This window comes from Mycobacterium tuberculosis H37Rv (assembly GCF_000195955.2).
Lineage (GTDB): Bacteria > Actinomycetota > Actinomycetes > Mycobacteriales > Mycobacteriaceae > Mycobacterium > Mycobacterium tuberculosis.
This window is the reverse complement of the sequence record NC_000962.3, coordinates 1,441,322-1,457,543: the sequence shown is the minus strand read 5'-3', so window position 1 is coordinate 1,457,543 and position 16,222 is coordinate 1,441,322. Positions and strand designations below refer to the sequence as shown.

Here is a 16,222-nt window from a genome sequence, read left to right as displayed (position 1 = left end):
CTCATCGCTTCGCTCTGCATCGTCGCTGGCGCGGGTCAATGGCGCCGTTCTCCCCTGCAAGCGGGAGGTGCCCCCACCTCATCGCCGTCACAAACCTCGGCCGTCCGGCCAGATCTTTCCGGGCTTGTACGTCCACGAAAAGTTTTGTGCTGCTGACCAAATCGACAGTTGACGACGACGTGGTGTCGTCGTGTTCGACGGCGAACAGGCCACCGGGACGCAGCCAGCGCCCAGCAAGCCCGACGACCGCGGATATCACCGTCATCCCGTCGGGACCGCCGAACAACGCGTGATGCGGGTCATGTTGCGCTACTTCAGGTTCCAAAACAGCAGCATCAGGGATGTAGGGCGGGTTGGAAACCATCAGGTCGACTTGTCCGTCGAGTTCGGGGAGCAGGCGGGGCGTGGTGACGTCGGCACGCACCAACTCTACCGGGGTACCCGCCGCATTGCGGCGGGCATAGTCAAGGGCGCAGTCGGAGTCGTCAATGCCGATGATGCGGGCCTTTAGTCCAAGGTTGGCCCGGTGCTGGGCCAATGCGACCGCCAACGCGCCAGATCCCGTGCATGCGTCGACAATCAGCGGCCGCGCCGGCAGCGACTGCGCGGTGGCCCAGGCCAAAATGGCTTCGGTCTCCGGACGCGGTACAAACACACCCGGGCCGACATGCAGCACCACGGGCCCAAACGACACAGTCCCGATGAGATGCTGCAACGGCACCCGCCGCGCACGAGCGGTGACGATGTCGCGATAGCGCCCGAAGAACTCGTCGCCGGGCGGCTCGAACAGGGGTAGCCTACCGCGGTCTGTGCCCGCTAGGTGAGCGGCCAACTGCTCAGCGTCGCAACGCGCCGAGTCGACCCCCGCTTCGGCCAATAGCGCAGCAGCCAAGTCGATCGCCTGACGCAGGGTCATTGTGCCGCTCTCCCCCGCAAGCGGGAGGTTCCCCCACCGCATCGTCGCCGGCGCGGAGGTCATGATTGTCGCAACCGGGATTGCTTGTCCGCGGCGGACAGAGCGTCGAACAACGCGTCAAGATCGCCATCCAGCACCTGATCGAGATTGTGTGACTTGTAACCGATCCGGTGGTCGGTGATCCGGTTCTCCGGGAAGTTGTAGGTGCGAATGCGTTCACTACGGTCCACAGTGCGGATTTGGCTAGCCCGGTCGGCCGACGCGTCGGCCAGCGCCTGCTCCTCGGCCATTGCCTGCAACCGAGCGGCCAGCACCTGCAACGCACGCGTCTTGTTCTGCAGCTGCGACCGTTCGTTCTGACAGGTGACGACGATTCCAGTGGGCAGATGGGTGATACGCACCGCGGAGTCGGTGGTATTCACTCCCTGCCCGCCCTTGCCGGACGACCGGAAAACGTCGATACGCAGATCCGACTCGTCGATCTGCACTTGGCCGACTTCCTCGGGCTCCGGATAGACCAGCACACCCGCCGCCGAAGTATGCACGCGGCCTTGGGATTCCGTCACTGGGACCCGTTGTACGCGGTGCACCCCGCCCTCGAACTTCATGCGCGACCACACCCCGTCGGGGGTGTCGGCTTTGCTGGCAATCGCCAACGTCGCGTCCTTGTACCCACCCAGATCCGAGGTGGTCTCGTCCAACACCGTCACCGCCCAGCCGTGCCGCTCGGCGTAGCGGATATACATCCTGGCCAAATCGGCGGCGAACAACGCGGATTCTTCGCCCCCCTCGCCGGATTTGACTTCCAGCACAATGTCATCGGCATCGTGCGGGTCACGCGGTGCCAACATGTCAGTGAGTTGGGCATCCAGTTCGCCCACCCGAGCCTCCAATGCGGCAACCTCGGCGGCGAACGACTCGTCGGAAGCCACCAGCTCGCGCGCGGTCTCGAGGTCGTCGCGCGCGGACGTCAGCTTGCGGTGGGTTGCGACGATCGGGGCCAATCGGGCAAACCGGCGCCCGACTCTGCGCGCCTCGGCCGGATTGCTGTGCAGCGCGGGATCTGCCAGCGCAAGCTCGAGCTCGGCGTGTTCGGCGAGCAACACGTCAATCGTCTGCACTGGCTGCGTCATGTCAACCTTCTTCCCGCGAGCGCGGACCCTAACGCGAACCGACGCCCGTCCTGTACCGCTGGTGCACAGTTCGGGCGTCGGTAAGCCAGCTATTTGCCGGTTGAAACCGCCTTGTCAGCTCCGACCTTGCGCTTGCCGTACCGCTTCTCGAAGCGAGCCACCCGGCCGCCGCTGTCGAGGATCTTCTGCTTGCCGGTGTAGAACGGATGACACTGCGAACAAACCTCAACCACAATACGACCTCCCGGCTTGGTGCTACGCGTCTGGAAGGTATTGCCGCATCCGCAGACCACGGTGGTCTCCTCATATGCCGGATGAATGTCAGATTTCATGCTGCCCTCTGTGATCGGTGGCCGCCCGTCGTGGCGTGCCGAGAACCTGGTCCGGTTCCAACTCGTTGAGCATCGATTATGCCAGGTCAACCGCTATCACCCCAAACACCGAGATGCGTGCGGACATTCCCGGCGAGCCGTCTCGCCGGATCAGTCGCTGTCCATGGACCCTGGCGTGGTCTTGGACACCTGAACAAGGAATTCGTAGTTGTTCTTCGTCTTACGCAGCTGCGACATCAGCAGGTCGATGGCCTGGTGGGAATCCAGGCCCGATAGCACGCGGCGCAGCTTGTGCACAATAGCGAACTCGTCGGGCGACAGCAGTAGCTCGTCCTTGCGGGTTCCAGAAGGGTTCACGTCGACCGCAGGGAAAACCCGCCGCTCGGCGATCTTGCGGTCCAGCTTGAGCTCGGCGTTGCCGGTGCCCTTGAACTCCTCGAAAATGACCGTGTCACCAGTGGACCCGGTCTCGACCATCGCAGTGGCGATGATGGTCAGCGACCCGCCCTCTTCGATGTTGCGCGCGGCCCCCAGGAAGCGCTTGGGCGGGTACAACGCCGTGGAATCGACACCACCGGACAGGATCCGGCCCGACGCCGGCGACGCGTTGTTGTAAGCGCGGCCTAGCCGGGTGATTGAATCGAGCAGCACCACGACGTCCTTGCCTTGCTCCACCAGCCGCTTGGCGCGTTCGATCGCCAGCTCGGCGACCGACGTGTGGTCCGACGGCGGCCGGTCGAAAGTTGAAGCGATGACCTCGCCTTTGACCGAGCGCTGCATATCGGTGACCTCCTCAGGCCGCTCGTCGACGAGCACGACCATGAGGTGGCATTCCGGGTTGTTCCTGGTGATCGCGTTGGCGATGTCCTGCAGGATCGTTGTCTTGCCCGCTTTGGGCGGCGACACAATCAACGCGCGTTGACCCTTGCCGATCGGCATGATGAGGTCGATGACCCGGGTGGTCAGCCGCTCGGTACTGGTTTCCAGACGAAGCCGCTGGTTGGGGTACAACGGCGTCAGTTTGCCGAACTCGGGCCGCTTCTTGGCGTCTTCGACCGATCCGCCGTTGATGCTGTCCAGGCGGACCAGCGGGTTGAACTTCTGCCGCTGGTTGGGTTGCTCCCCTTCCTTGGGCACCCGCACCGCACCGGTCACCGCATCACCACGGCGCATGCCGTTCTTGCGCACCATGTTCATCGACACATACACGTCGTGCGGACCGGGTAGGTAGCCGGAGGTGCGCACAAACGCGTAGTTGTCCAGGACGTCGAGTATGCCGGCTACCGGCTGGACGACGTCGTCCTCACGCAGTTCAGCCTCGGCGCCGTCGCCGGATCGTTCACCGCGGCGCCGCCGATCGCGGAACCGGCGTCCGCGCCGGCCCTGACGCGCTTCTCCGTCCTCGTCGCCGCGCGCCTGCTGACCGCCCGAAGCCTGCTGGTCACCCCCTTGGTCGCCACCCGCGTCGGTGCCACGCTCCTCGGTCTTGGCGTCCTGTTGACCGCCTTGGCGGTTGTCGGTGTCGTCTGCGGCTGTGCCCGCACGCTCACCGGAGCCGGAGGGTCCCGCTTCACGGGTGGCGCTGCGCCGCTCCGGGCGGACCTGTTGGCTTTGGGAATCGATCTGTTCGGTCGGGGTCTGTTCCCCCTGGGTGGCCGGTGCCTCGGAACTGGGCGGCCGGTCGCCCTTGTCGTGCTCTTGAGCCGACCGGTCAACGGCTGGGGCGCCGTTGGCCTGTCGCCTGATCTCCTCAATCGCAGCGATCAGTTCGTTCTTCCGCATACCCGATGTTCCCTTCACGCCGGCTCGATTAGCCAGCGCACGCAGTTCGGGCAGCACCATGGTGGCCAGCGAGCCGGCCGGCTCGTCGGCGTTGAGGTCTGGGGGATCTGTGGCAGCGGCATCCGACGGCTTGCCGTCGGTACTTTCGCCAGCCGTAATGAGGTCCGTATCGGTCACGGATTTCCTTTCCTTCCCCCGCTGATCACGTCATACGGGGTTTTGTTGCAGTCAGCCAAATCGCCGAGTGCGCCAATCATCGACTTTGCAACGGTGATCGCCATCAGCGGCGAATACGGCGAACCTCGTCCACAAGAAGAATTGGTGGCTGTCCTAGCGGCAAGGCAGTACGTATGCAGATGCTGCGATTGCTGGACGGCTCCGAGGATAGCCCGCTTCCTGGCCGGAAGCAAGCAAACCCCCGCAACCTTGCGGATTAACCGGGAACTCTTACTGTCGGGCTCCAGCGAACCGCCTCGCCAACAGTCAGCTCGGTAACGGCAAATCCCTTTGCGGCTCCGAACTCCACGGCGTCGGTCGGCAACTCTGAATCTGTACTCAGGGCGATCAACGAAGGACCTGCCCCGGACAGTGCTGCTGCCACGTTATGACGCCGCAACAGCCGAAGATATTCCGCGGAGGCTGTCATTGCCGCGGCACGTTGCGGCTGATGAAGCAGATCTTCGGTGGCCGCCATCAGCAGATCGGGCCGTTCGGTGAGCGCAACCACCAGCAGCGCCGCGCGACTGACATTGAACCGTGCGTCGTCGTGACTAACCTGCGCGGGCAATAGCACCCGCGTTTCCGCGGTCGACGAACGCTGCTCGGGAATCGCAGTGAACAGGCGGATATCGGGATGAAGCCGCAGTGATACGGCCGAATAGTTGGGCCGGTCACCACTGTGGTCAGTCCACGAAACCACGGCACCACCCAAAACCGCGGCCGCCGCGTTGTCGGGATGACCCTCGAACTCCGAAGCCAACTGAATCAGCTCAGCATCGCTCGATGGTGACGAATCCGTTTGTACGACAAGACCGTTAACGGCCGCAAGACCGCCCACAACTGCTGCCGCGGAGGAGCCGAGGCCGCGGGAGTGCGGGATGGCGTTGCGGCAGCGCACCGCCAGGCCGGCGGCGCTGACCCCCGCTGCCTGTAACCCGTGCTGCACGGCGCGGACCACGAGGTGCTCGGGGCCCAGCGGCACCTGGTCGCCGCCCTCGCCGTCTACAGTCACCGTCAAGCCGGAATCTGTTGTCTCGACGATGATCTCGTCGTAGAGACTCAGCGCCAAACCGACACTGTCGAAGCCCGGGCCCAGGTTTGCACTGGACGCCGCCACCACCGCACTGGCCACCAGCCCAGAAGGCAACAATGCTTGAGTCACCATGCGTGCCGACCCGCCGCACCCGGCTCCGCCGCGCTTGCGATCGCCACCCAATCCAAACCGTGCCGACCCGCCGCACCCGGCTCCGCCGCGCTTGCGATCGCCACCCAATCCAAACCGTGCCGACCCGCCGCACCCGGCTCCGCCGCGCTTGCGATCGCCACCCAATCCAAACCGTGCCGACCCGCCGCACCCGGCTCCGCCGCGCTTGCGATCGCCACTAGGCCAGCCCTAGCTTCTCGACGACGGCTACCGGGTCCACGGGAACCGGAGACACGCTCGGCATGTCTTTGAGCGCGGTGTCGGGATCCTTAAGACCGTTGCCGGTTACCGTGCACACCACCGTCGAACCACGCGCCACCCAGCCGTCGTCGATCGCTTTGAGGAGACCCGCAATGCTGGCTGCGGACGCGGGCTCCACGAATACGCCTTCGACACGAGCCACCAGGTGATATGCGGCCAGTATCTCCTCGTCGGAGGCGGCCAAGAAGCGGCCCTTGGACTGCTGCTGTGCCTCGACGGCCGAAGTCCACGACGCCGGCGAGCCGATGCGGATCGCGGTTGCGATGGTCTCCGGGTGGCTCACCGGTTCGCCGAGCACCAGGGGCGCCGCGCCCGCGGCCTGAGTGCCCAGCATGCGGGGCAACTTGTCGATCAGGCCCAGCTGGTGATACTCGGTGTAGCCCTTCCAGTACGCGGTGATGTTGCCGGCGTTGCCAACCGGCAGAGCATGCACGTCCGGCGCGGTACCTAGCACGTCGACGATCTCGAACGCTGCCGTTTTCTGGCCCTCGATGCGCACCGGGTTTACCGAGTTGACCAACGAAATCGTCGGGAAGTCCGCGGCCATCTTGCGCGCCAGTTCCAGGCAGTCGTCGAAGTTACCGTCGATCTGGATGATCTTGGCGCCGTGCATGACCGCCTGTGCGAGCTTGCCCATCGCGATCTTGCCCTGCGGTATCAGCACCGCGCAGGTGATGCCGGCCCGGGCGGCATAGGCCGCCGCCGACGCCGAGGTATTTCCGGTCGATGCGCACAAGACCGCCCGCTGACCATGGGCAAGGGCATCGGTGACCGCCATCGTCATGCCACGATCCTTGAAGGAGCCGGTGGGGTTGAGGCCCTCCACTTTGAGGTGGATCGTGCAGCCCGTCTGCTTGGAGAGATTAGTTGCCGCGATGAGGGGAGTACCACCCTCGAGCAGGGTCACCGGAGTCCAGTCGTCACCCACCGGCAGCCGGTCACGGTACGCGGCAATCACTCCCGGCCACGGCTGGTGAGTGGCCGTCGGCGGGACGGTCATAAGCCGGTTCCTTCCAGTCGTATCACGCTGGACACACCCTGCACGACATCCAAGTCGTCCAGTGCATCAACGGTTTCCGAGAGTGCGGCGTCAGTGGCGAGGTGCGTGACCACCACGATTCGGGCTCCCACCCGTCGACCACCTTCGTCCACAACGCCCTCCTGGCGCACCTCGGCGATGCTCACCTCGCGTTTGGCGAATTCCGCCGCCACCGCGGACAAGACGCCCGGCTTGTCGGCGACGTTCATGCTGACGTAATAGCGCGTTTCAATGAAACCCATTGGTGCCACCGGAAGTTGAGCGTATTTAGACTCACGGGGGCCGCGGCTGCCGAGTACCCGGTTGCGGGCGGCCATCACTAGGTCACCGGTCACCGCAGAGGCGGTCGGCGCGCCGCCCGCGCCCTGGCCGTAGAACATCAGCCGGCCCGCGGCCTCGGCCTCGACCACCACGGCATTGAACGCGCCGTTGACCGCGGCAAGCGGATGCGACAGAGGTACCAGGGCCGGATAGACGCGGGCCGATACCCGCTGCGAACCTTCGTCGGTGGTTATGCGCTCACAGATCGACAGCAGTTTGATGGTGCAACCCAGCGCGTGCGCGGATCCGAAGTCGGCCGGAGTGACCTTGGTGATGCCTTCGCGATACACGTCGTCTGCGGTCACCCGGGTGTGGAAGGCAATGGATGCCAGGATCGCTGCCTTGGCCGCGGCGTCGTAGCCTTCGACGTCTGCGGTGGGATCAGCCTCCGCATAGCCCAGCGCACTTGCGTCGGCCAGGGCGCTGGCATAGTCAGCGCCGGTGCTGTCCATCGCCGAGAGGATGTAGTTGGTGGTGCCGTTGACGATCCCGGCCACTCGCAGCACCGTGTCGCCGGCCAGCGACTGGGTGAGCGGACGGATGACCGGAATGGCGCCCGCCACGGCCGCCTCGAAATACAGATCAACATGGGCGCTTTCGGCGGCCTGTGCCAATTCGCCGGTGGAGGTGGCGAGTAAAGCCTTGTTCGCCGTAACGACGGACTTGCCGCGCTCAAGGGCGCCCAGGATCGCCTTGCGCGACGGTTCCACCGGCCCCATCACTTCCACCACGATATCGACATCCTCGCGGGCCACGAGCTCTTCAATGTCGTCGGTCAACAATTCGATCGGCACGCCGCGATCGGTCGTCACGCGGCGCACGCCGATGCCCCGCAGGACCAATGGGGCACCGACACGAGCCGCGAGATCCTCGGCGCTGTTCTCGATGATGCGGACAACCTCGCTGCCGACGTTGCCCAAACCGAGTACCGCTACGCCGACCGGCTTTTCGTCACCGGGCACGGGTCACCTCACTTCCAAACTCAGCAAATCGTCGACCGTCTCCCGACGCAGGACCAGGCGAGCGTTGCCCGCGTGCACCGCTACCACAGCGGGACGGCCGACCATGTTGTAACGACTCGACAGCGAATAGCAGTAAGCGCCGGTGGCGGCAACCGCAACCAGATCGCCGGGCCGAATATCGTCGGGCACCCAGGTGTCCCGCACGATGATATCGCCACTTTCGCAGTGCTTTCCGACCAGACGGGCCGGTACCGGCGGGGCGTCGCTGACTCGAGACACCAGCCGGACGTCATACTGCGCGCCGTAGAGCGCGGTGCGGATGTTGTCGCTCATGCCGCCGTCGACACTGACGTAACGTCGATGCGCTGTGGCGCTGACATCGACGTCCTTAACGGTGCCGACCTCATACAACGTGATGGTGCCCGGTCCGGCGATGGCGCGTCCGGGCTCCACAACGAGCTTGGGCGTCGGCAGCCCCACGGCCGTTGACTCGTCGCTCACGATGGTACCCAGCTTGGCCGCGAGCTCGGCTATCGGCGGTGGGTCGTCGGACGGCAAATACGAGATGCCCAAGCCGCCACCGAGATCGACGGTCGCGATCTGTGCCGTCTTTTCGGGACCGAACTCGCCGACGACGTCGCGTAGCAGGCCGATGACACGGTGCGCGGCGAGTTCGAAGCCGTCCACGTCGAAGATCTGCGAACCGATGTGGCTGTGTAGCCCAACCAGGCGCAGGTGATCAGTGGCGAAAACGCGCCGCACCGCTGCCATGGCCGCGCCGCTGGCCACCGATAACCCGAATTTCTGGTCCTCGTGCGCGGTGGAGATGAACTCGTGGGTGTGCGCCTCGACACCGACGGTGAGACGCACCAGGACATCCTGGACGATTCCGGCCTCGCCCGCGATGGCGTCGAGGCGCTCGATCTCGGTCATCGAATCGACGACAATATGGCCGACTCCGGCTTTGACCGCAGCGGTCAACTCTGAGACCGATTTGTTGTTGCCGTGCAAGGTAATTCGCTCGGGCGGAAAGCTAGCGTGCAGCGCGACCGCCAACTCCCCACCGGTGCAAACGTCCAGACAGAGCCCTTCTTCGCTGATCCACCGGGCTACTTCGCTGCACAGGAACGCCTTGGCGGCATAGTGCACGTTCGCCCCACTTCCAAAGGCCGCGGCGGTTTCTCGGCAGCGCGAGCGAAAGTCGTCCTCGTCGATGACGAACAGCGGGGTCCCGTACTCCTGGGCGAGCTGCGTCAGTGGAATTCCTGCGATGCAGACCACACCGACTTCATCGCGAGTAGTATTGCGCGGCCACACATTCGGCGCTAAGTGCAGCAGCTCGTTCACATTCGCTCCGGTGCGGTGACGCCGATGATCGCCAGCCCGTTGGCGATGACCTGACGGGTGGCCTGGCACAACGCTAGGCGCGCGGTGTGCAGGTCGGTGGGCTGCTCGTCGCCTTGCGGCAACACTCGGCACGAGTCGTAGAACCGGTGATAGTCGCCGGCCAGGTCTTCCAGGTAGCGGCAGACCCGGTGCGGTTCCCGCAGGGAGGCCGCGGTCTCGAGCACCCTCGGGAATTCGCCGAGGGTGCGCAGCAGCGTGCCCTCCTTGTCGTGGTTAAGCAGTTCGAGGTGGTTTGTATCCGGGATCAGGGCGAGTTCGGCGGCGTTGCGAGCCAGCGCTGAGAGCCGGGCATGCGCGTATTGCACGTAATAGACCGGGTTTTCGTTCGACGCCGAGGACCATAGCGCCAGGTCGATGTCGATCGCGGTGTCCACCGAGGAGCGGATCAGGCTGTAACGTGCGGCGTCCACGCCGATCGCCTCGACCAGGTCGTCGAGGGTGAGCACGGTGCCTGCACGTTTGCTCATCCGGACCGGTTGGCCGTCGCGGACCAGGTTCACCATCTGCCCAATGAGCACCTCGACGGTGGCCGGGTCGTCACCGAAGGCGGCGGCCGCGGCCTTTAGCCGGGCGATGTAGCCGTGATGGTCGGCGCCGAGCATGTAGATGCACAAGTCAAAACCGCGTTGGCGTTTGTCCAAGTAGTAGGCGAGATCACCGGCGATATATGCCGGTTTGCCGTCGCTCTTGATCACGACGCGGTCCTTGTCGTCACCAAATGCGCTGGTGCGCAACCAGGTTGCGCCGTCCTTCTCGTAGATGTTGCCGGTTTCGCGGAGTCGGGCGATGGCGTTCTCGACCCGGCCGCCGGTGTGCATCGAGTCTTCGTGGGTGTAGACGTCGAAGTCGGTACCGAACTCGTGCAGAGACTGTTTGATGTGGTCGAACATCAAGTCGACGCCGATTGCGCGGAAGGTCTCGCGCAACTCTGCGTCTGGCAGACTCAGCGCGTCAGGCGCCTTCTGCAGCACCTGCTCGGCGATGTTGGTGATGTAGCTGCCCGCGTAGCCGTCTTGGGGCGTGGGTTCGCCCTTGGCCGCGGCGATCAGGGAGTTGGCGAATCGGTCGATCTGGGCGCCGTGGTCGTTGAAATAGTATTCGCGGACCACGTCGGCGCCCTGGGTGGTGAGCAAACGGCCCAGCGCGTCACCGACCGCGGCCCAACGGGTACCGCCGATGTGGATCGGTCCGGTGGGGTTGGCGGAGACGAATTCCAGGTTGACCTTGCGCCCGGCCAGCAGCAGCGAGTGACCGTAGCTGTGGCCGGCGTCGATAACGCTGGTAACGACTTTAGCCTGGGCGGCGGTTTCCAGCCGCATGTTGATAAAGCCCGGCCCGGCCACCTCCGCCGAGGCGATACCGTCGACCTTTGTCAGTGCCTCGGCAAGCCATCCGGCCAGCTCACGCGGGTTGGTGCCGACTTTCTTGGCGAGCTGCATCGCCAGGTTACTGGCATAGTCGCCGTGCTCGGGAATGCGCGGGCGTTCCACCGTGACCATCTGCGGCAACGCGGAGGCATCGAGGCCGCGCTCGGCCAGCACCGCGGCCGCGGTCGCTTTGAGCAGCTCAGCCAGGTCAGCGGGGGTCACGAACGTCCATCCTATGGGCTGAGGTGGTTGGGCTTCGAATCCGTTGCGGTGGTCAGTGGGTAGCCGCGATGCGCTACTCTGGCGGGGCCCCATGGCGCAACGTGTCGTCGTGCGCCCCCGTAGCTCAGGGGATAGAGCGTCTGCCTCCGGAGCAGAAGGCCGCAGGTTCGAATCCTGCCGGGGGCACAAGGGTTGATCTAGCCTCACGCATGGCTACAACAATGTGATCGGCGCCACCCGCGAGGGCGGCCGCATAGTTGGCTTCGTGGTCTCGCTCTCAAATTCGTCGGGGTAAGAACCAGGGCGCCCCGCGTGCCGCGTTGCTGGCGACCCGGTGCGCCGAGTGCACGTTCCGTGTTGTCTCATTCGCCTGACGCGCTCCGGCACAGCCATGGCGGACCGTTCTCCTTGCACTGTCGGGACACCGTCGAACCGGTATCGATATTGCCAAGGATTTATTGAGAATCTGTCAAGGCCCGGTGCTGATTCTGAGGGCACGCAAACCAGCGCAACCTCCGATGACATCAGCACAAGGAGATCATCAATGTTCACTCGCCGTTTCGCCGCCTCCATGGTTGGCACCACCTTGACTGCCGCTACTTTGGGCCTGGCCGCACTCGGCTTCGCCGGGACCGCCAGCGCAAGCTCGACCGACGAAGCGTTCCTCGCGCAGCTGCAGGCGGACGGGATCACTCCGCCGAGCGCAGCGCGCGCCATCAAGGACGCGCACGCCGTCTGCGACGCCCTCGACGAGGGTCACTCGGCCAAAGCGGTCATCAAGGCGGTGGCCAAGGCGACCGGTCTGAGCGCCAAGGGCGCCAAGACGTTCGCCGTTGACGCCGCGTCGGCCTACTGCCCGCAGTACGTGACCTCGAGCTAAACAGCGACCACCACGATGTGGGGACCCCGGACGGGTCCCCACATCCGCACTTGTCGATCAAGGGTGACGTACGGTGTCATCAGTGACTTCCAGCGGCCAGAAATCCTAGTCCGAAATTGGGCCGCCTCAGCCACTCACGTCCGGGCAGTTTTTCGGCGCCACCGCACGTAGACTGCCAAAGCCGAAGTCCCGGTAGCCCTTTGGAATGCTCACCGACCGCAACACGGCGAGCGATCCCATCAGCCGGGCGACCATCCGCGTATAGCCGTCGAACACCGGCACGCCACGGATCCGCCTGCAGTCGGCCTTGGTAGGAAAGCAGGACACACCGTCGGCGATAACCCCGATTCGAGCGCCTTCCAGAACTTCCCCTGCACCCCATCGGCCACCCGATCCCCCCGACCCCGAAACCCCTTCTGATAACCCATGCAGCGCCAACACCTCTGGCCAAGTGTTGCAGCGATCACTTGGGGTTAACGGCCGGAAACTCGCCATGAGTGCACGCTCGGCGAAGCGAGAGCGGAAAAATGCTTCTACTGCCGCATCGAAGTGTTACGTAGTTCCGCCTAGTGCTCGCGGATGGGTGCATGCTTATTCGGTGACCGCAACCAGCATGCTCAACCGTCGCAAAGCCATACTGGATTACTTACAGGGCGCAGTCTGGGTGCTGCCGACATTCGGCGTTGCGATCGGTCTGGGGTCGGGAGCGGTCCTGTCGATGATTCCCGTGAAATCCGGCACGCTGATCGACAAGCTGATGTTTCAGGGCACCCCAGGCGACGCCCGAGGCGTGCTGATCGTGGTGTCGGCCACGATGATCACCACCATCGGCATCGTCTTCTCGCTGACGGTGCTGTCCCTACAGATCGCCTCCAGCCAGTTCTCGGTGCGGTTGCTACGAACCTTCCTGCGCGATGTGCCCAACCAGGTGGTGCTGGCGATCTTTGCCTGCACCTTCGCCTACAGCACCGGTGGGCTACACACCGTCGGGGAGCACCGCGACGGCGGGGCGTTCATTCCCAAAGTCGCGGTCACCGGGTCACTCGCGCTGGCATTCGTCAGCATCGCCGCGCTGATCTACTTCCTGCACCACCTCATGCACTCGATCCAGATAGACACGATCATGGACAAGGTGCGGCTGCGCACGCTGGGGCTGGTTGACCAGTTGTATCCGGAATCGGATACGGCGGATCGACAAGTAGAGACACCGCCCAGCCCCCCGGCTGATGCGGTGCCGCTGTTGGCCCCGCACTCGGGTTACCTACAAACCGTCGACGTCGACGACATCGCCGAATTGGCGGCAGCCAGCCGGTATACGGCGCTGCTGGTTACCTTCGTCGGCGATTACGTCACCGCCGGGGGCCTGCTCGGCTGGTGCTGGCGCAGGGGCACCGCGCCGGGCGCGCCAGGGTCTGACTTCCCGCAACGCTGCTTACGTCATGTGCACATCGGATTCGAGCGCACCCTGCAGCAGGACATCCGCTTCGGATTGCGGCAGATGGTGGATATCGCGCTGCGGGCACTATCGCCCGCACTCAACGACCCGTACACGGCGATCCAAGTCGTGCACCATCTTTCGGCCGTGGAGTCGGTGCTGGCATCGCGGGCGCTGCCGGACGACGTGCGCCGCGACCGCGCCGGGGAGCTCCTCTTCTGGCTGCCGTACCCCAGCTTCGCCACCTACCTGCACGTCGGATGTGCCCAGATCCGCCGCTACGGCTCGCGTGAGCCGCTGGTGCTCACTGCGCTGCTGCAGCTGCTCAGCGCGGTCGCCCAGAACTGCGTCGACCCGTCGCGCCGTGTAGCGGTGCAAACCCAAATTGCCCTGGTCGTGCGGGCAGCACAGCGCGAGTTCGCGGACGAATCCGACCGGGCCATGGTTCTCGGTGCCGCGGCGCGGGCGACCGAGGTCGTCGAGCGCCCCGGGACTCTAGCGCCGCCGCCGTCCACGTTCGGCCAGGTAGCCGCCGCGCAGGCGGCGGCGTCGACGATCCGGTCCGCTGACCGAGACGGCTAGCCCGGCGACGATGCACGCCGAAACGGCGGGTTGAGGAGCCGGGCAATCTAACCCAGCCCGGCGGGGCGACAAGCGACCAGGATTACCCAACTGGCGTCCAGCCATTCCACAGGTCGCCGAAGTCGAGGGCGACCAGCGATGCCCGGTCGACGTTGACGATTTCGCGGAAATGGTCTTGCCACCCCCACCAAACACTGATGAAGAACACGTGGTCATACCAGCTGAGCTGATAGTCCGGGGGAATGACCTCGCCCTTGTTCTCCGGCGCAAACACGGCAACGGCCAGCAAACCCAGTATTGCGGACTTTGGCAGCTGAATTTTGCCGTCATTGGCAATGCGGAGTGCGGCACTGGCGTTCACGTACGGGCTTACTTCGAATTCAACCGAGGATTCGTCAGCATGACCGTGCAACCACCGGTGAATTCCATACAGGACGTCGGCGATGTCGGGGCGCTTATCCGGCAGCAAGTCCGATCTCACCCCGACAGGGAAGCGAGTCTTTTCCAGGTCGACGCCAGGCGTGGCCATCACTCCGTAAATGTCGAGTGAATCCCGTAGCGCCGTCCGGAATCGAGTGCCGACGCCCAGCGTGGGATAGCGCTTCCTGCCGGTCTCGTCGACGGCGTTGCACGCGTGGAGCATCGCCACGTCCCACAGCTTGCGATCCCACTGTTGCAGCGACTGCGCAACTGACTCGCCCACGCTCACACACATGAGGCTATCGGCCAGCGGCCACCTGCCCGCGGGGTATACGTGGTGCGGCTAATCGGCGCGTTCTGCGGCCGCCCCGATGCTCGCGGGGCGCAGCCGGGCGACGATGCCGTCGAGGTCGAGACGGAACATGTCGGGCCGGAAGACGTGACCGCCAGGCACCTCGTGCGATTCATGCGGGATGCCGGCGTTGCTGAGGCGTTCGCGGAACTCCCTCTGCCCGGCTAGCACCTGGGTCTCGTTCACGCTGTCGAACCAGTTGGCCGGGTCCGGACTGGTGCCGGCGACCAGGAAGATCCGCTTGTTGCGGTAGCTGTCGATACGCTCGACCGGGTTGTCGGCGCTGACCCTAGCTTGGTCCCAGAGCGGCGCGCCGTAAACCGTGCCGCCGCCTAGATCCAGCACCGCCGAGGACAGGTTTGCCCAATGCACTACCAGGCCGAAGTCGCGGCGCAGACTTGCCGGTCCGGAGTGGCTGCTCGCCGACGCGAAGTGGCCGTAGTACTTTGCTGCGTACTTCAGCGCGCCGAAGCCACCCATCGAAAACCCGGCGACCGCGCGGCCGTCGTATTCGGCGTAGGTTCGGAAGTTCGCCTCGATCCAGGGGAGCAGCTGGGCGATGTGGAATGTCTCCCAGTTCCGTGGGCCGACGAACGAGCTGACCGGGTTGGAATACCAGCCCGCGTGCCCGCCGTCGGGCATCACGATGATGATCGGCTTTCCGGCGGTCAGGTCGCGGATGCCCAGAAAGTCGAACGTGCGGAAATCCTGGTCGGTGCCGCCGCCGTGGAACAGGTAGAGGACGGGATAGGTGCGTCCGCTGGTGCGGTAGTCATCGGGAAGCAGGACGTTGACTCCGGGGTTCCAGCCGATCGCGGAGGTCTGGAACCGGTAGTACCACAGGCGGGGATCGTTCTCGTTGCGGTCCACGATCCTTAGGCCGAACCCGTCGCTACGCCCGATGAATATGACCAGTACCTGCCCGACGTCGATGACGCCAGGATCGGCGATGCCATTGACGGCGGCGATAAGCGGATATAGGGAGGCGTCGCCATAGAAGCGCGCAGCCAATGCCGACAGCGTGTCCCCGGCAACAACGGTGTATCGCGTGAAGTCAGGCATAATCAGCCGCTGCCCCACATTGACGACGTCGGGATCGGCGATCCCGCTGGCGGCGGCGATCAGCCAATTCAATTCCGCGTCGCCATAGAAGCGCAACGCCAACGCCGACAGCGTGTCCCCGGCAACAACGGTGTATCGCGTGAAGTCAGGCATAATCAGCCGCTGCCCCACATTGACGACGTCGGGATCGGCGATCCCGCTGGCGGCGGCGATCAGCCGATACAGTTCCGCGTCGCCATAGAAGCGCAACGCCAACGCCGACAGCGTCTCCCCCGCGACAACCGCATGTGTGCTGACCATTCGTTGACTCCTTCGGTTGCACCTGG

14 protein-coding genes, 1 tRNA gene and 3 other annotated features (1 of these 18 only partly in view) are annotated in these 16,222 nt (G+C 64.7%); of the genes, 3 read left to right on the top strand and 12 right to left on the bottom strand.

Translation table 11 applies throughout. The features are described 5' to 3' along the window. Positions 1-39 (bottom strand) — a repeat region (53 bp Mycobacterial Interspersed Repetitive Unit,Class II) (it extends 14 nt beyond the left edge of the window). The 9 genes from hemK to argS all read right to left on the bottom strand — a co-directional run bounded on the left by hemK (position 2) and on the right by argS (position 11,165). Further along, positions 2-979, bottom strand: coding sequence for a release factor glutamine methyltransferase (gene hemK / locus Rv1300; RefSeq protein ID NP_215816.1), 978 nt, complete (start codon positions 977-979; stop codon positions 2-4). Its footprint overlaps the feature before it by 38 nt. After that, positions 40-91 (bottom strand) — a repeat region (52 bp Mycobacterial Interspersed Repetitive Unit,Class III). Its footprint overlaps the gene before it by 52 nt. Next, positions 917-959, bottom strand: a repeat region (43 bp Mycobacterial Interspersed Repetitive Unit,Class III). Its footprint lies within the gene hemK. Then, positions 976-2,049 carry a peptide chain release factor PrfA gene (gene prfA, locus Rv1299; protein ID NP_215815.1) on the bottom strand — a complete coding sequence of 358 codons (1,074 nt, stop codon included), beginning with the start codon at positions 2,047-2,049 and terminating at the stop codon, positions 976-978. Before prfA ends, hemK begins: the two co-directional genes overlap by 4 nt. 89 nt (positions 2,050-2,138) lie before the next feature. Further along, the gene (rpmE, locus tag Rv1298; protein ID NP_215814.1) at positions 2,139-2,381 is read right to left on the bottom strand and encodes a 50S ribosomal protein L31; all 243 of its coding nucleotides are present in this window, start codon (positions 2,379-2,381) and stop codon (positions 2,139-2,141) included. 150 nt (positions 2,382-2,531) lie between these two features. Continuing rightward, positions 2,532-4,340, bottom strand: a complete 1,809-nt coding sequence (gene rho, locus Rv1297) for a transcription termination factor Rho (protein NP_215813.1) — start codon at positions 4,338-4,340, stop codon at positions 2,532-2,534. A gap of 256 nt (positions 4,341-4,596) precedes the next feature. Then, a complete protein-coding gene (thrB, locus tag Rv1296) occupies positions 4,597-5,547 on the bottom strand; it encodes a homoserine kinase (protein NP_215812.1) in 951 nt (316 codons plus the stop codon). Positions 5,548-5,764: 217 nt separating this feature from the next. Next, a complete protein-coding gene (gene thrC, locus Rv1295) occupies positions 5,765-6,847 on the bottom strand; it encodes a threonine synthase (protein NP_215811.1) in 1,083 nt (360 codons plus the stop codon). Next, positions 6,844-8,169 carry a homoserine dehydrogenase gene (gene thrA, locus Rv1294; RefSeq protein ID NP_215810.1) on the bottom strand — a complete coding sequence of 442 codons (1,326 nt, stop codon included), beginning with the start codon at positions 8,167-8,169 and terminating at the stop codon, positions 6,844-6,846. The genes thrC and thrA overlap by 4 nt, the downstream gene beginning before the upstream one ends. 3 nt (positions 8,170-8,172) lie before the next feature. Continuing rightward, positions 8,173-9,516, bottom strand: a complete 1,344-nt coding sequence (lysA, locus tag Rv1293; RefSeq protein ID NP_215809.1) for a diaminopimelate decarboxylase — start codon at positions 9,514-9,516, stop codon at positions 8,173-8,175. Next, positions 9,513-11,165 (bottom strand): arginine--tRNA ligase, encoded by a 1,653-nt coding sequence (gene argS, locus Rv1292; RefSeq protein NP_215808.1) that lies wholly within the window; start codon positions 11,163-11,165, stop codon positions 9,513-9,515. The genes lysA and argS overlap by 4 nt, the downstream gene beginning before the upstream one ends. A gap of 113 nt (positions 11,166-11,278) precedes the next feature. Between argS and argV the strand changes: the two genes are divergently transcribed. Next, positions 11,279-11,351 (top strand) — tRNA-Arg (gene argV, locus Rvnt18). Between the two features lie 358 nt (positions 11,352-11,709). Further along, positions 11,710-12,045 carry a hypothetical protein gene (locus Rv1291c; protein ID NP_215807.1) on the top strand — a complete coding sequence of 112 codons (336 nt, stop codon included), beginning with the start codon at positions 11,710-11,712 and terminating at the stop codon, positions 12,043-12,045. A 126-nt stretch (positions 12,046-12,171) separates the two neighbouring features. Here the strand turns inward: Rv1291c and Rv1290A are convergent, their stop codons facing one another. Continuing rightward, positions 12,172-12,486: a hypothetical protein gene (locus tag Rv1290A; protein ID YP_177642.1), complete on the bottom strand. Its 315-nt coding sequence runs from the start codon at positions 12,484-12,486 to the stop codon at positions 12,172-12,174. A 10-nt stretch (positions 12,487-12,496) separates the two neighbouring features. Between Rv1290A and Rv1290c the strand changes: the two genes are divergently transcribed. Next, positions 12,497-14,062: a hypothetical protein gene (locus Rv1290c; protein ID NP_215806.1), complete on the top strand. Its 1,566-nt coding sequence runs from the start codon at positions 12,497-12,499 to the stop codon at positions 14,060-14,062. Between the two features lie 82 nt (positions 14,063-14,144). Here the strand turns inward: Rv1290c and Rv1289 are convergent, their stop codons facing one another. Both Rv1289 and Rv1288 read right to left on the bottom strand, forming a co-directional pair. After that, positions 14,145-14,777, bottom strand: a complete 633-nt coding sequence (locus tag Rv1289) for a hypothetical protein (RefSeq protein NP_215805.1) — start codon at positions 14,775-14,777, stop codon at positions 14,145-14,147. 48 nt (positions 14,778-14,825) lie between these two features. After that, complete coding sequence (locus tag Rv1288) at positions 14,826-16,196, bottom strand: hypothetical protein (RefSeq protein ID NP_215804.1); 1,371 nt, start codon at positions 16,194-16,196, stop codon at positions 14,826-14,828. Positions 16,197-16,222: the final 26 nt, after the last annotated feature.

Bases quoted from the DNA above. Each gene is read 5' to 3' on its own strand.
- hemK (NP_215816.1), bottom strand. From the start codon at position 979: ATGACCTCCGCGCCGGCGACGATGCGGTGGGGGAACCTCCCGCTTGCG.
- prfA (NP_215815.1), bottom strand. From the start codon at position 2,049: ATGACGCAGCCAGTGCAGACGATTGACGTGTTGCTCGCCGAACACGCC.
- rpmE (NP_215814.1), bottom strand. From the start codon at position 2,381: ATGAAATCTGACATTCATCCGGCATATGAGGAGACCACCGTGGTCTGC.
- thrB (NP_215812.1), bottom strand. From the start codon at position 5,547: ATGGTGACTCAAGCATTGTTGCCTTCTGGGCTGGTGGCCAGTGCGGTG.
- thrC (NP_215811.1), bottom strand. From the start codon at position 6,847: ATGACCGTCCCGCCGACGGCCACTCACCAGCCGTGGCCGGGAGTGATT.
- Rv1291c (NP_215807.1), top strand. From the start codon at position 11,710: ATGTTCACTCGCCGTTTCGCCGCCTCCATGGTTGGCACCACCTTGACT.
- Rv1289 (NP_215805.1), bottom strand. From the start codon at position 14,777: ATGTGTGTGAGCGTGGGCGAGTCAGTTGCGCAGTCGCTGCAACAGTGG.
- Rv1288 (NP_215804.1), bottom strand. From the start codon at position 16,196: ATGGTCAGCACACATGCGGTTGTCGCGGGGGAGACGCTGTCGGCGTTG.